18 protein-coding genes are annotated in these 14,183 nt (G+C 49.8%); 2 read left to right on the top strand and 16 right to left on the bottom strand.

Annotated features, from left to right (window positions below; genetic code table 11):
• Positions 1-66: 66 nt before the first annotated feature.
• From rpsS to rpsJ, 6 genes are all read right to left on the bottom strand, one after another.
• Complete coding sequence (gene rpsS, locus NQ534_RS15810) at positions 67-342, bottom strand: 30S ribosomal protein S19 (protein ID WP_006862745.1); 276 nt, start codon at positions 340-342, stop codon at positions 67-69.
• A 20-nt stretch (positions 343-362) separates the two neighbouring features.
• On the bottom strand, positions 363-1,208 hold the full coding sequence (rplB, locus tag NQ534_RS15805) for a 50S ribosomal protein L2 (protein ID WP_040783885.1): 846 nt from the start codon (positions 1,206-1,208) through the stop codon (positions 363-365).
• Between the two features lie 234 nt (positions 1,209-1,442).
• Positions 1,443-1,742 carry a 50S ribosomal protein L23 gene (gene rplW, locus NQ534_RS15800; RefSeq protein ID WP_006862743.1) on the bottom strand — a complete coding sequence of 100 codons (300 nt, stop codon included), beginning with the start codon at positions 1,740-1,742 and terminating at the stop codon, positions 1,443-1,445.
• Positions 1,742-2,362, bottom strand: coding sequence for a 50S ribosomal protein L4 (rplD, locus tag NQ534_RS15795; RefSeq protein ID WP_006862742.1), 621 nt, complete (start codon positions 2,360-2,362; stop codon positions 1,742-1,744). The genes rplW and rplD overlap by 1 nt, the downstream gene beginning before the upstream one ends.
• Positions 2,363-2,390: 28 nt before the next feature.
• A complete protein-coding gene (rplC, locus tag NQ534_RS15790) occupies positions 2,391-3,026 on the bottom strand; it encodes a 50S ribosomal protein L3 (RefSeq protein ID WP_006862741.1) in 636 nt (211 codons plus the stop codon).
• Between the two features lie 142 nt (positions 3,027-3,168).
• The gene (gene rpsJ, locus NQ534_RS15785; protein ID WP_006862740.1) at positions 3,169-3,486 is read right to left on the bottom strand and encodes a 30S ribosomal protein S10; all 318 of its coding nucleotides are present in this window, start codon (positions 3,484-3,486) and stop codon (positions 3,169-3,171) included.
• Positions 3,487-4,005: 519 nt separating this feature from the next.
• Here rpsJ and NQ534_RS15780 point away from each other — a divergent pair.
• On the top strand, positions 4,006-4,863 hold the full coding sequence (locus tag NQ534_RS15780; protein ID WP_006862738.1) for a class I SAM-dependent methyltransferase: 858 nt from the start codon (positions 4,006-4,008) through the stop codon (positions 4,861-4,863).
• Positions 4,864-4,951: 88 nt separating this feature from the next.
• On the opposite strand, the gene NQ534_RS15775 is transcribed toward NQ534_RS15780, so the two are convergent.
• The 5 genes from NQ534_RS15775 to NQ534_RS15755 all read right to left on the bottom strand — a co-directional run bounded on the left by NQ534_RS15775 (position 4,952) and on the right by NQ534_RS15755 (position 8,572).
• On the bottom strand, positions 4,952-5,785 hold the full coding sequence (locus NQ534_RS15775) for a MerR family transcriptional regulator (RefSeq protein ID WP_006862737.1): 834 nt from the start codon (positions 5,783-5,785) through the stop codon (positions 4,952-4,954).
• A 185-nt stretch (positions 5,786-5,970) separates the two neighbouring features.
• Complete coding sequence (locus NQ534_RS15770; protein WP_157200740.1) at positions 5,971-6,981, bottom strand: DUF4179 domain-containing protein; 1,011 nt, start codon at positions 6,979-6,981, stop codon at positions 5,971-5,973.
• An 85-nt stretch (positions 6,982-7,066) separates the two neighbouring features.
• A complete protein-coding gene (locus NQ534_RS15765) occupies positions 7,067-7,582 on the bottom strand; it encodes a sigma-70 family RNA polymerase sigma factor (protein WP_006862734.1) in 516 nt (171 codons plus the stop codon).
• A 126-nt stretch (positions 7,583-7,708) separates the two neighbouring features.
• Entirely contained in the window at positions 7,709-7,909 is a 201-nt protein-coding gene (locus tag NQ534_RS15760; RefSeq protein ID WP_006862731.1) for a hypothetical protein, read from the bottom strand.
• Positions 7,910-7,924: 15 nt separating this feature from the next.
• Positions 7,925-8,572 carry a methylated-DNA--[protein]-cysteine S-methyltransferase gene (locus NQ534_RS15755; RefSeq protein WP_006862730.1) on the bottom strand — a complete coding sequence of 216 codons (648 nt, stop codon included), beginning with the start codon at positions 8,570-8,572 and terminating at the stop codon, positions 7,925-7,927.
• A gap of 211 nt (positions 8,573-8,783) precedes the next feature.
• On the opposite strand from NQ534_RS15755, the gene NQ534_RS15750 reads away from it, so the two are divergent.
• Entirely contained in the window at positions 8,784-9,623 is an 840-nt protein-coding gene (locus tag NQ534_RS15750) for a patatin-like phospholipase family protein (protein WP_040783882.1), read from the top strand.
• A gap of 209 nt (positions 9,624-9,832) precedes the next feature.
• Here NQ534_RS15750 and NQ534_RS15745 read toward each other — a convergent pair whose 3' ends face one another.
• From NQ534_RS15745 to NQ534_RS15725, 5 genes are all read right to left on the bottom strand, one after another.
• Positions 9,833-10,453, bottom strand: coding sequence for a metallophosphoesterase family protein (locus NQ534_RS15745; protein ID WP_006862727.1), 621 nt, complete (start codon positions 10,451-10,453; stop codon positions 9,833-9,835).
• Between the two features lie 47 nt (positions 10,454-10,500).
• Positions 10,501-12,420, bottom strand: a complete 1,920-nt coding sequence (locus NQ534_RS15740) for a BMP family ABC transporter substrate-binding protein (RefSeq protein ID WP_040783876.1) — start codon at positions 12,418-12,420, stop codon at positions 10,501-10,503.
• Positions 12,421-12,436: 16 nt separating this feature from the next.
• Positions 12,437-12,976, bottom strand: coding sequence for a DUF2284 domain-containing protein (locus NQ534_RS15735; RefSeq protein WP_040783948.1), 540 nt, complete (start codon positions 12,974-12,976; stop codon positions 12,437-12,439).
• Between the two features lie 78 nt (positions 12,977-13,054).
• Positions 13,055-13,225 (bottom strand): hypothetical protein, encoded by a 171-nt coding sequence (locus tag NQ534_RS15730; protein ID WP_040783873.1) that lies wholly within the window; start codon positions 13,223-13,225, stop codon positions 13,055-13,057.
• 136 nt (positions 13,226-13,361) lie between these two features.
• A complete protein-coding gene (locus NQ534_RS15725; RefSeq protein ID WP_006862723.1) occupies positions 13,362-14,168 on the bottom strand; it encodes a TIGR03915 family putative DNA repair protein in 807 nt (268 codons plus the stop codon).
• Between the last annotated feature and the right edge of the window lie 15 nt (positions 14,169-14,183).

Raw genomic sequence — 14,183 nt, 5'->3', positions numbered from 1 at the left:
CCTTTATTTCATGCATTTGCATCTTTCTCCGGGTATTTCCGGGACACCCGGAGACGCAAATCTATCCTAGCGGGATTTTTTCTCGTCTTTACCATGTCCTCTGTAGGTTCTGGTAGCAACGAACTCTCCGAGCTTGTGTCCTACCATATCCTCCGTGATATATACCGGAACATGTCTTCTTCCATCATGAACCGCAATGGTATGTCCAACCATCTGCGGGAAAATCGTAGACCGGCGGGACCAGGTCTTGATGACCTGTTTGCTGCCTGCCGCATTCATAGCATCTACTTTTTTCAGTAAGCTTTTATCTGCAAATGGTCCTTTTTTCAGTGAGCGAGCCATAGGTTTAACCTCCTTTAATATTAGTTGATTGCTTTACCGTCTCTTCTTCTTACAATCAGTTTGTTAGACGCTTTCTTTTTCTTTCTCGTCTTCAGACCGAGTGCCGGTTTGCCCCACGGAGTGCACGGACCCGGACGTCCGATACCAGTCTTACCTTCACCACCACCATGCGGATGGTCATTCGGGTTCATAACGGAACCGCGTACTGTCGGGCGGATACCCATGTGACGTTTTCTTCCTGCTTTACCGATATTAATCAGGTTGTGGTCTGCATTTCCAACAACACCGATGGTTGCTCTGCAGATAATCGGAACCATTCTCATCTCACCGGACGGAAGACGGAGGGTCGCATATTTTCCTTCTTTAGCCATAAGCTGCGCGCTGTTTCCTGCGCTTCTTACAAGCTGACCGCCCTTACCCGGATACAGCTCGATGTTGTGAATCATTGTACCAACCGGAATTTCTGAAAGCGGCAGACAGTTTCCAATTCTTATTTCCGCTTCCGGACCGCTCATAACCTTCATGCCATCCTTCAGTCCCTGCGGTGCAAGGATGTAGGACTTTTCGCCATCCGCGTAAACAATCAGCGCAATGTTTGCCGTTCTGTTCGGATCGTACTCGATTCCGGCAACGTAAGCCGGGATTCCGTCCTTTTTGTTTCTCTTGAAATCGATAATTCTGTATTTTCTTCTGGAACCGCCTCCGCGGTGTCTCACTGTGATTTTACCCTGGTTATTACGTCCGGAATTCTTCTTAAGGGAAACAAGAAGCTTCTTCTCCGGCTCAAATTTTGTAATCTCAGAGAAATCAGAACCAGTCATATGTCTTCTCGACGGTGTATATGGTCTGTAGGTTTTAATTCCCATGATGTTTCTCCTTTCAACGATTTATTATCGCACTGTTCTGTGCATAGGTTCCCGTCGCTATCGCAACGGGTGTGTTCGCTCAGCTAAGTTCTCGCTGCGAACAGGTGTGTTCCCCTGTGACGGGTACGTTCGCTCAACTAAGCTCAAACTTCGCTATCGCTCGTTCTCACTAAGGTTCGCGAACAGGGTCCGACTAAGACTCAGTCATCGGCTACGCCTCGACTTCGTCAAGTCTTATAACCCTTCGAAGATCTCAATATCCTTGGAATCTTCTGTGAGGGTGACGATTGCTTTTTTGCTCTTCGCCGTTCTGCCGACTGTCATACCACGGCGTCTCTTCTTACCGTCCAGATTCATGGTATTTACGCTCTTTACTTTTGTTCCTTCGAACATTTTTTCAACAGCTTCCTTAATCTGGTTCTTGGTTGCTTCGGTGTGTACCTGGAAAGTATATTTCTTTTCGCTCATCGCGTTCATGCTTTTTTCTGTCACGATAGGTTTCAGAATTACGTCATAATACTGAATAGCTGCCATTATGCGTACACCTCCTCAATCGCCTCTGCGGCTGCTTTCGTCATAACCAGCGTGTTATACTTCAGAATGTCGTATACATTAATGGTATTTGTCAGCGCGGTCTTTACGCCTGCGATATTTCTTGCAGACATTACCACGTTCTCATCGTTCTCGTTCAAAACAACCAGCGCTTTTTCTGCGTTTACATTTTTCAGAACATTTACCATACTCTTTGTCTTGATTGCATCCAGCTTCAACTCATCAAGCACTACCAGCTTGTTTTCCTGTACTCTGGATGTAAGTGCAGACTTCAGAGCCGCTCTCTTTTCTTTCTTGTTCATCTTGAAAGAATAGTCTCTGGGAACCGGAGCGAATACAACTCCGCCGCCCTTCCACTGCGGTGCTCTTGTTGAACCCTGTCTTGCATGACCGGTTCCTTTCTGTCTCCACGGTTTTCTGCCGCCGCCGGAAACTTCGGAACGGGTTTTCGCTTTCTGTGTTCCCTGACGATTATTTGCAAGCTGGCTGAGCACTGCCATGTGTACCAGATGTTCGTTGATTTCCACACCGAACACGGCATCACTGAGCTCCATCGTGCCAACTTCTTTGCCTTCCATATTGTAAACAGATACGTTTGCCATCTGTGTGTTCCTCCTTTCCTATAAAAGCTTATTTACCGGCTTTTACTGTCTCCTTAATTGATACCAAAGATTTCTTCGGTCCCGGTACAGCGCCCTTTACAAGAAGCAGATTGTTTTCCGCATCTACTCTTACCACTTCAAGATTCTGGATGGTTACGCGCTTATGTCCCATGTGACCCGCCATCTTTTTGCCTCTGAATACCTTGCTCGGATCGGAGCAGGCGCCGTTGGAACCCGCATGACGGTGATATTTGGAACCATGAGCCATCGGTCCTCTGTGGAGACCGTGTCTCTTGATAGCACCCTGGAAGCCTTTTCCTTTGGAGATTGCTGTAGCGTCGATCTTGTCGCCCGCTGCAAAAATGTCCGCTTTGATTTCCTGTGCTACCTGGTACTCTTCTGCATTGTCAAGCTTAAATTCTCTCAGATATCTCTTGTAAGAAACACCCGCTTTGTCGAAATGCCCTTTCAGCGGCTTATTCACAAGCTTTTCTCTCTTGTCAACATAGCCGACCTGCACTGCGCTGTAACCGTCATTCTCCACGGTCTTTATCTGCGTAACCACGCACGGACCAGCCTGAAGAACCGTTACCGGAGTGAGCACTCCGTCGTCGTTGAAGATTTGAGTCATTCCGACTTTTGTTGCTAAAATTGCTTTCTTCATTTCTTTCCCTCCTGTTTTTCTACAGCGGATTACACTGTGTGGTGCAATCATCCTAGTAAAACAGTCAATATAAGTGGAACTTTGGCATATTGCCGCGTTGCTTCTATATTAACCCATAGGATAATTTACTTTGGCGAAAACCTTATTTGGTCTTCATCTTGATATCGATATATACGCCAGCCGGCATTTCCAGTCTGGACAGCGCATCCACCGTCTTCTGGGTCGGTGTGATGATATCAATCAGTCTTTTATGAGTTCTCTGCTCGAACTGTTCTCTGGAATCTTTGTACTTGTGTACAGCACGGAGAATGGTAACTACTTCCTTCTTTGTCGGAAGGGGCACCGGTCCGCTCACCTGTGATCCGTTCTTTTTTACAGTTTCGATGATTTTCTTTGCGGATGCATCAATCAGCTGATGGTCATACGCTTTCAGTGTGATTCTCATTACTTGACTTGCCATAAAAAAAGTCGCCTCCTTTTCGCACTTAACATCAGTACGACAAGCGGTGACTGTACACGCTCCCGTGTGTATCCTGAATAATCCACACGTTGTTTCCGGTCTTTGCCGGACAGTTGTTCTTGTACAGTGACTTGTCGCCAGTTTCTCAGAACTTGACATTCGCTCCACGGAAAACCTGCGGTTTTTCCTTTTCCCGCAGCAACCTCACGCTTCAACGCTATCAAGGTCACAACATCTGCATTATATATGAAATTTTAACCATATGCAAGGAGTTTTTTAAAAATATTGTATTTTTTTTCGTACAATCCTGTTTTTTATTCTTTTTGCTCCGTTTTTCCCAGTCCGGAGGCATTAAGAATGTTCTGCCATAAAACTTGCATATTTTTGTATTATACCATATAATGATGCCAGGGTCAAAAGGTCTGTAGCCCACACCCGTAACGGAGAAGCATCCTGGTTACTGTGAACGGAGTAAATCCTATGAGCGTGAAAAAGACAGAAATTACGGAGGAATAGATTATGTGGATTGCCGATGGCTGGAAGGATTATGAAGTGATTGATACGTCAGCGGGAGAAAAGCTGGAGCGCTGGGGAGATTATATTCTGGTGCGCCCGGACCCGCAGGTCATCTGGAATACGCCCCGGAAGGAGCGCGGCTGGAAGCATCCGAACGCGCATTACCACCGCAGCAAAAGAGGCGGCGGCGAATGGGAATTTTTTGATTTGCCCGAACAGTGGAGCATTCATTATAAATCGCTGACGTTCCAGTTGAAACCGTTCAGCTTTAAGCACACCGGTCTTTTCCCGGAACAGGCGGCAAACTGGGACTGGTTTTCAGAGAAAATAAAAACGGCAGGCAGACCTGTGAAGGTGCTGAACCTCTTCGCTTATACAGGCGGCGCCACGCTGGCCGCCGCAGCCGCCGGAGCTTCTGTCACCCATGTCGACGCCTCAAAGGGCATGGTCGGCTGGGCGAAGGAGAACGCGCGCGCTTCCGCTCTTGAGAGCGCTCCTGTCCGCTGGATCGTCGACGACTGCGTAAAGTTTGTGGAACGTGAGATCCGCCGCGGCAATCATTACGATGCCATTATCATGGACCCGCCCTCCTACGGACGCGGTCCCAAAGGAGAAATCTGGAAGATAGAGGACGCCATTTATCCGCTGGTGCAGCTCTGTGCAAAGCTGCTCAGCGATGAACCGCTTTTCTTCCTTATTAATTCGTACACCACCGGACTTGCCCCCGCAGTTCTTTCCTATATGATAGCGACGGAATTGAAATCGCTTGGCGGGCATGTGGACGCGCAGGAGGTCGGTCTGCCGGTATCCTCTAATGGTCTGGTGCTGCCCTGCGGCGCTTCCGGACGCTGGGAGCGCTAAAGAAGCGGCTTCTGGCCGCCGTGAGTGCTGAAGGGGGGCTTCTGGATGCTGGAATCGCTGAAGGGGGGCTTCCCGGACGCCGGGAGCGCTAAAGAAGCGGCTTGTTTTTTGTAAACCCTCTCAGCAATACGCCAATCAGCACTGCTGTATCGACAGCCAGGACTATCACAACATTTTTTACCCTGCCATAAACAAACAGTACGGTGAAGATTTCCACCGATAACGCAGCGAAGCAGATATAGTTTGTCAGGTACTCTGTCATAACTTTGCTATGAAAGGCTTTCATCTGCAATTTTCCATAAATAAGCGGTCTGATGAAATAGCGGATTACAATGCACGCTGCCGGATAAGCAAAAATAAATCTTCTGTCCACCAGTGCGGACGCCGCCCCATCACTCCACTGCACCGGAATTTCCAGTGGAAGCTTTGCGTAAGACAACAAAGCTGTCAGTAAACATATTACCGTAATAACTGCCCATGTAAAAAAGCTTCCCCATATATATAGGAAGCTGACGGAATCCATTTTGAACACCGGCTTATTATCATTCCAGTATTCCTCTGGTTCGGTCACATATTGTTCTACCTTCAGGTCTTTATATGATATACTTTCATCGTCAAGCATCTTTTCACACAATATTTTTGCCGTGTTCAAATCCGCAATCTGACTTCCTAATATATCATTTTGCTTCTGAAGTACCTCGTGCAGGGTTGCCTCTTCCGCTATAAGGTTCCGGATATCCTCAATAGAAATCCCCAGAGTTCTAAGATATGCAATCTTTTTTATATTCTCTATATCGCTCTCAGAATAATCCCTGTAACCATTGCTTTCGTTTCTTGCCGGAGCAATCAGTTTTTCTTTTTCATAAAAACGCACATTGGAGCGTGATAACCCGGTCTGCTCCTCAACCTCTTTTATTGTCATGCTGTCCCCCTCTTCCCTGATACCTGGATGTTACCTTGAATATAAGCTATAAACAGGGTTTACAGTCAAGCATTTTCTGTAAAAAATTCCCGCCAGTCGTGATACTTGATATCCTGGCAACCGGCATAAATCCGGCAAATCTAAATTCACATTTTAGATTTGCCGGATTTTTATTAACAGACTGCTTACTCAAGCGCAATCGTAAACGGCTCGCCTACCTGCTGGTAATCGTTGCTCATCTGTCCGCTTTCCTCCGGAAACGCGACTGCATACAGCGTCAGTGTCAGCGCCTTTGCATCTTTCCGGATGTAGCCGTTATCAATGGTATTTACTTCCATGCGCCCCTTTCCTTCCAGGAAGGATCTCATATTGATTTCCACTGCATTACCCAGGTCGTCCGTTCCCTCCAGCTTCAAATCATACCCGCACTCACCCGTGGAAGTTGTGAAGTACACCTTCTGATTTACATCGCTTGTCGTATATTTTTCCAGTGTCACGCCTGTTCCGTCCGGAAGGCGGAAGGTCTTATCCAGCTCAACTGTTTTTGTATCCGCCAGCAGCTCCGCTCCCGACACGGTAAAACCAATCGTCCCCAGCACTTCTTCCCCGAAATAAAATTCCATTTCCATATCCATCTGCTTTTCCGTGCTTATTCCGGGAACCTCCAGCTCGCCGTATACCGCCATCGTGTGCTCATCCGCTTCTTCCATACCGCCTCCGAACGCAAAGGAGACCTGCGCGCCGTCAATGCTTACGCTCACCCCCGGATGCATGCCGCCTTCCACCTCCAGCGAATCCAGTGCCTCCTCTGAATGAATCGCGTAGGAAACCAGCAATGTCTCATCGTCCAGAATCACCTCATTTAAGGTGGCGGAAATTCCATCCTTTTCCACCGTTTCTCCAACCACCGACAGATACGGGCTCAAATCCTCCCGGATTCCCAGCACCTTTGAGAGACTGTACATGGCGGCGCTCACTCCGGCATAAGCCTTCTGCCCCACAGGGCTGATTGCTGTCCCCAGTACACAGATGCACGCTGCAGCCGCCGCATATCGTTTCCAGCTCTTTCTTCTGCTGCTTCTGACCGGAATCGTTTTTTTCCAGTTTCTTACATCGTCTGCATCCGCCCGGAATTCTCCGTAGCTGTCTGCACTATGTTCCATTTCATTTAACAGCGTATAAACTTCCTGTTTCATATAATCTGCTCCTTTCATTTCCGCTCTGCATTCTGCTTCGTCACATGCCCCTCCGGCACCTTCCTTAAAGCTTTCCGTACATCCGTCATGTCCGGGAAAACAGCCGCCGGATTTTCTTTTTTCCGCGGGAGAGGCGGTTGTATATGACCGGTCTGCTCAGTCCGCTCTGCGCGCTGACCGTTTCCACATTTTCTTCCTCGACGTAAATTTTCAGAAATAATTCCCGGTCCTGCGGGTTTAAGCACTCCAGCATCTGTCTGGTTTCTTCGGAAAATTCCTCTTCTATCTGAGAGATTTCCGCCATCATATCCTTTCCGCTGCAGCGCTCCGCTTCCTCCCAGCTCATTTCCAGAAGCCGCGCGGCATATCGGCGCTTGTAATCCAGCGCTTTGATGCGGGCGACCCCGGCAATCCAGTTTGCAAAGGGATTCTTCTGCGGCATATAGGACGCGGCATGATTCCATACCGCCAGAAACACATCGCTGATGCATTCCTCCTCATATTGCGGCAGCATAGAAAGATACCGGTGCACCACGGATTTCACCAGTCCTCCATAATGCAGCATGACATATTCCAGCGCTTTTTCATTGCCGTGTATCATCTACGTGACAAAATTCTGTTCTGTAATTTTCATATTCGCTCCTTTCGCAGCAGTATGGCGCCATCTTCCACAAGCTGTAAAGCATGTTATAAAATCGCGCCGCCAGCATCGACTGCCGGCAGCGCCTTAAATGCTTTCACTATATATTCGCAAAAAAAACGTCATTTCTATCACATCTGCGAATTTTTCCAGAAAAAATTTCTGCAGCCTTCCACTTACTGTGTTTCGCCGCTCTGCCTGCCGTCCCCTGTGGTCGTCGCTTCCAGCATCAGGCTCAGCTTCTCCTTCTTTTCCTGGTACTCCCCCTCTATGCAGAGATGCTTCCATCTGTCAGCATCCCCGTCAGGGTTTTATCTCTCCCGGCAGGTATCCTTCCAACCGGAGCAGATATCCCTTTACTGTCAGACCGCCGGCGTATCCTGTAAGACTCCCGTCTGTTCCGAGCACGCGATGGCACGGAATCAGGATACTGATTGGATTGTGCCCTACCGCACCGCCGACCGCCTGCGCCGACATGCTGCTTCTCCCATGCGCCGCCGCGATTTCCCCGGCAATCTTCTTATAGGTGGTCGTCTCTCCGTAAGGGATTTTCAGTAAAATCTTCCACACCTCCTGCCGGAATGCACTGCCCTTCGGTCTGAGCGGCGGAAGAAAATCCGGCTGTTTTCCCGAAAAATAAATGTCCAGCCAGCGCATGGTATCTGCAATGACGGGAGGCGCGCCCCATAACTGTTCCGGCGATACGGCACGCATCTGCTCCAACGGCGCGCCATATGGCTGAATTTCCGGCGCGCATAGCTGCTCCCGCGGCGTTTCATATGGCTGTATTTCCGGCGCGCATAGCTGCTCCCGCGACGTTTCATATGGCTGTGTCAGCGTCGCCCGGTCGTATTTTTGCCCGTCTATCCACAAGCCGGTAAGAGCCTCCCCGTCAGACGCCAGCGTAAGCCGCCCGAAAGGCGCCTGATAAAAATATATCTCTTCTTTCATATTTTTCTTTCCCCTCTTTGCCACAAATACTCTCTTTGATCCGCATACCTTACTTCTATGATTTCATAGTAGCATGCATAATATGCTGTTTCAACAAAATCCTCACCTGGCAGTGACAGCAAAATAATATTTAAAATCCGAAGCAGATGGTGTATAATAACAGCATATCTTCCAGACATTATATTCATATTTACAGACAGGGAGGCATTTTATGAAAACAGGACTTGTATTAGAGGGAGGCGCCATGCGCGGCATTTATACCGCAGGCGTACTGGATATTCTGATGGAAAATGATATTTATACGGACGGCGTAATCGGCGTATCCGCCGGAGCTATCCACGGATGCTCGTATGTATCCCATCAGCCCAGGCGCAGCATCCGTTATTACATGAAATACTGCAAAAGCTGGCGGTTTATGAGCTTCCGTTCACTGCTTCTCACCGGAAACATTGTCAATACCCGTTTCTGCTACCAGGAAATTCCGGAGCGGCTGGACCCGTTCGACTACCAGAAATTTATTACCTCCGGTATCGAATTTTATGTAACCTGCACGAACATGAAAACCGGAAAAGCGGAATATATCCGCTGTACAGACCTCCATCGTCAGATTGACTGTATGCGCGCTTCCGCATCTATGCCGTATGTTTCCAGACCGGTTTATCTGAACGGCACCCCGTATCTGGATGGAGGCGTTGCCGACAGCATTCCGCTGGAAGCCTTCCAGTCGCTGGGCTTCAACCGCAACCTGGTGGTACTGACACAGGTAGACGGCTATCAGAAGCACGGCTCCCGCCTCGACAAAGTAGACGCTTACCGGAAATATCCGAACTTCCGCAAAGCACTGCTCGACCGTCCGCAGCAGTATAACGAAACACTTGCCAGAATCAAAAAGGAGGAAGCCGCCGGAGAAATTCTCGTTATCCGTCCCAGCCGTGACCTGCACGTTCACCGCATGGAAAAGGACCGCGAAAAAATCCGTCTGATGTATATGCTCGGCAGGCACGACGCCAAAAAAGCGCTGCCGCGGATACAGAAATTCTTCGGAGTGTAGTCCGGCGCGCCCTGCCTCGGCAGGGCTCATGGATGCCGGGTGTGCCTGCGCCCGCCGGACGTTCTGCACATCCGCGCTGCTCTGTCCTTCCGCGGCAATCCGCATATCTGCGAGTTCTTTTTTCCGCGCTGCGGTCCGCATATCTGCGAGTTCTTTTTTCCGCGCTGCAGCCTGCATCCCCGCAGGACTTCCTTCTGCCGCGACAGTACCTAACGGATATGGTCCTTCAGATTTTCATCATCATAATCGAAGATGCATCTTTCATATGCATTGATGATATGGGTGTTCTGGTATTTGTCATAGCGTTTGTGCTGACGCCCGTATGTCACATGCACATGACCGTGGATGAAAAAACGCGGATTGTATTTTTCCATCAGATAGACAAAATCCTGAAAGCCCTGGTGCGGCAGGTCCCTGCCATCGTTCAGCTGGTAGGCGGGCGAATGCGTCAGCAGAATGTCAAAGCCTTTATTTTTCTTCAGCTTCCACCAGAGTCTGCGGACACGCCGGTGCATCTGCTGGTCCGTATACTGGTTTCCGCCCGTGCGGTAACGCATGGAACCGCCCAGCCCCAGGATACGGATGCCATCGTGGACATAGATATCGTCGTCCACGCAGATACAACCCTCCGGCGGATGCTGCTCATACTTATCGTCATGATTTCCCGGCACATAGAGCACCGGAATCGCATACATGGTTGTCAAGAAGGACAGATATTCCGGCTTCAGATCTCCTGCCGAAAGTATCAGGTCCACTCCTTCCAGCTTATTCCTTTCATAATAATCCCACAGATATTTGGATTCTTCATCTGCAATCGCAAGTATTTTCATATGTCCAGTATTCCTTCCATACCGGACCTCCTATATCCGGTTTTCCGTTATTCTTCTGTTGACTCGACGCCCTGCTGCAGCACAACCGCCCTTGCCTTCTCCTGCAAATCGGCAATTTTCGGTATTTCTCCAATCACATTTTCCGCAAGCCAGTCCATCGTGATGATTTTCTCCGGCGTCAGAACGTCGTCGCCGTCCTCCTGTATCGGACCGTCCTGCGAATACAGAACGCCGGAAAACGGATTGAATTCTCCGGAGCTGATCGTGTTCTTCAGAAGCTCCACCAGTCTGGAGGTTCCCAGCGGCAGATTCTGTGAACAGATAACATCGACCATGCCGGAGGACATACCCCACCAGTAATTCACCGTTTTTACTCTGGAGTTCTCCTCATTTTTCCAGGTACCGCTCAGAATCTGACGAATCATCTTCTCATAAAATTTGCCCCAGTGCCAGATTGGCATGGCAAGATTGTGCGGCGACACCTCATCCAGCTTAAACAGCCCGAAATGACGCGAGCCCTGGCTCTTGCCCGGAATAATGATATCTCTTCCCGACACATAGGAAACGCCCTGCTCCCGGAAATGCTCGTAAATATCCACGTTTTTCTTTGCCGTCCACTCCACATAGATCTTTGCCCGCGGATTTACCATTTTCGCCCCCAGCGCAAAAGCGTTGACATTGGCAACCGTACCGTAAATCGGATAGTCCGCCATATAGCCGATGCGGTTGTTTTCCGCCATTGCCCCGGCAATCGCGCCGATAAGGAATTTCGCCTCATACATTCTTGCGCTGTAGGTACGGATGTAACCGTGACTGGCAAGCAGCGAACAGTTCAGAATTTTTACATCCGGATACTCCATCGCCGCCTTGATGCTGGCGTGTGCAAGCACCGGCGAAGTCGTGAAAATCAGCGTGCTGCCATCCTGCACCGCGCGGTTGATCATCGCCTCCGCCGCCTTCTCACTCTGCTCCTCCATATGATATTCCCTGATTTTCACCTGGTCCGGAAAAACCTGCTCCAGGTGCATTCTGCCAAGGTCGTGCGCATATGTCCAGCCCGATTTCTGCGGGTCCGTCTCATGCACAAAGGCTATCTTCAGCTCCGGCGAGCTGAGCGGAATCAGACGCTGCAGAAGCGGCTTTTTGTTTTCCTTCGGGGTCATCTGGATTTCCACCGCATCGCTGTCCGCCAGGGTGTCAAACACCTTCCAGCTCTTTGCCAGCGTCTCCTTAAATTCCGAGGTGGTCATCTTATCCAGCTCGTCGTAGCCCTGAATCTCTATGAAGTCCAGGAAAGCGTCGCCGACCGTAATCCCCAGCTTATCCCCACCCATTGCCCGGTAACCGGAGCTGAAGCTGGAATACAGCGAGCTGAAGGTCTGGCGGTCCTCGTCCGTCCACATCTCATCGGGCTGCTTGCCCAGCAGCCTCTGCAGCTTCGCAAAGCGTCCTTCCTCGGAAAAATAGATGTAATTCACGCTGGAAAGATTGTAAAAATCCATAAATTCATAATAAATTTTATTTTCTTTCTCCTCGGTGCGCGGCGGAACAATGCGCGTAACCGTACCCGGAATCGATACCGCGTCAAAATATTTCAGCACACTGACGCGCTTATTTCCTTCCAGAACGTAAAACTTATTCATGAATTCGTAGGCTTTAATCGGGTCGCGGATTCCCTCCGTCAGATGCGATTCGCAGAGATTCGCCCACTTGCGCGCAAACTCGGAATACTCTGACAGAACCGGCATAAAATTTGCGGCAAATGCCTTGCTTCTGCCCTCTGTTTTCGTACCGACGATCTGGTCCGTCGGAATCTGCACCAGTCCCAGCGGATATTCCATGATGGAATTCGCCGCCTCCGGAATATCGTCGAGCACCTCCAGATAAGGATACAGTCCCCTTGCCGACCTCGCGGCAACCTCTTTCTTGCCAAGCTTTAATGCTTTCCCATATTCTTCTAAACTCATCAACATTCTCCTTTATCTAATTAAACAGATATATACTGAAAAACGCCACTCTGCTTCTTCCGCACCAGTAGTCCATCCCGCATTTTTCCGCCATGTCCGCCGCATGAATACAGTAGGCGGAAAGACAGGAGGCAATCTTTTCCGGGAAACGGCATGGCTTTCCTTCCGTTTTTGCGCAGACGGCACATGCAGAACACGGTCCCGCCATAACCGGCAGTCCCTCCAGCCCCTCCTCCCGCAGCCTTCCTATCAGCTCCCAGGATATCATATTATGAAACTTCTTTGCCTCTTTTGTCTGCGCGCTGTCCATAATATCGTCTACCTGCTGGACAGTCTGCAGAACCAGCGCCTTCCGGTATTGTCTTACCCGTGCTTCCATCGCCTCCGGACTTCCGCAGTCGGGTGGACAGGCATAATTTCTTCCGTAATTTCCGCATTCATTCGCCTCGCAGCATGCGCGCAGGCTATGTATAAACGTCAGCTCCTCTGTCTCTATAATCTCTGCCTCTGTAAATCCTTCCGCCAGGGCAAGTTCCTTCATTTCCTTCTCTGTCATTTTTATCCCCCGCTTCATTCAGGCGCCAACCGCACGAAAGCCCTCTGCCGGAAACTCTGGCAGACTCCCGCAGTCCGCTCATCCGATGATACTGTACTGCAGCATCTCATAATGCAGAATGCTTCCCTCCCGGATTTCCGGCGGAAGCAGCGCACGCGCTACCAGCTTCGTTTCCCCGTCGTCCTCCAGTCTGCGAAGATGCGCATAATCACCGTCAATCATCACCACTTCATAATCACATACCGGCATACGGTACTCCCCCTTTCCAAAATGCCACGTCCGCGGTCTCTTCCGCGCCCATATCCGCTGAAAATACCGCTTTTCTGATATATCTTTCCCAGTCAAATATAACAGGGCATTGCGGGAAAAGCAAGTAAAAATATATTTACTGTCTGCATTCCGTCATATGCTTACGGTACCAGAGCGGCATCAGATTTTTCTGACATTTTTCATTCCTTCTCTCCCGAATCCCGATGGTCCGGAAAAACTCCTGCCAGAGTTCTGTGAAGCAGTCTCCCCGCTGCTCCGTCTCTGCCAGTCGCTGCATTTCCGCACCGGAGAGCGCCGTCATATAAAACGGCTGGTTCTTCGGATGCACTGCCGCGATCCGGCGGTTATCGTCAATAATCATCCAGTGCTCCGACGGCATCCGGTCCGCAAAATGTCCGGCGGTCAGCGCTGTAATATTGCACTTTGGTTCAATATGGGCGACATACACTTTTTCAGATGAAAATTCCTCCCCCGTGCCAAAGACCTGCCCTCCGGGAGCTGTATCTATTGCCGTAAATCTGGTAAACTCCCGGAAGTAATGCATTTCATTACTGCATTTGCGGCTCAGCTCCAGCACGCGCATCACAGACGGCTCCGAAAGCATATGCGTTACCTTCGCTCCGCAGGCAAAACCCAGAATCAGAAAACGGTAAATCGCCTCCAGCCTGTCCGGAAAGACAGACATTGCCGCATAAAACACCTGCCGGTATGCCTCCGCGGAAATTTTCTGCCGGATGGCGCGGACCACCTTCTCTGCTTTCTCCGCATCCGCGCACACAGACAGATATTCGCAGAACAGCTCCGGCTGGTCGACCGGCTCCAGTTGCAGTTTTATATTGGCGTGCCCTCTTCTGCCCGCCCACGCCTCATAAATACAGGTCATCATTTCCTCAAATGATTCCCCGCATGTATAAACGGTCATGTTTCTCTTCCTCCC

The organism is Marvinbryantia formatexigens DSM 14469, from assembly GCF_025148285.1.
Lineage (GTDB): Bacteria > Bacillota > Clostridia > Lachnospirales > Lachnospiraceae > Marvinbryantia > Marvinbryantia formatexigens.
This window is presented reverse-complemented; position numbering and strand designations above follow the sequence as displayed.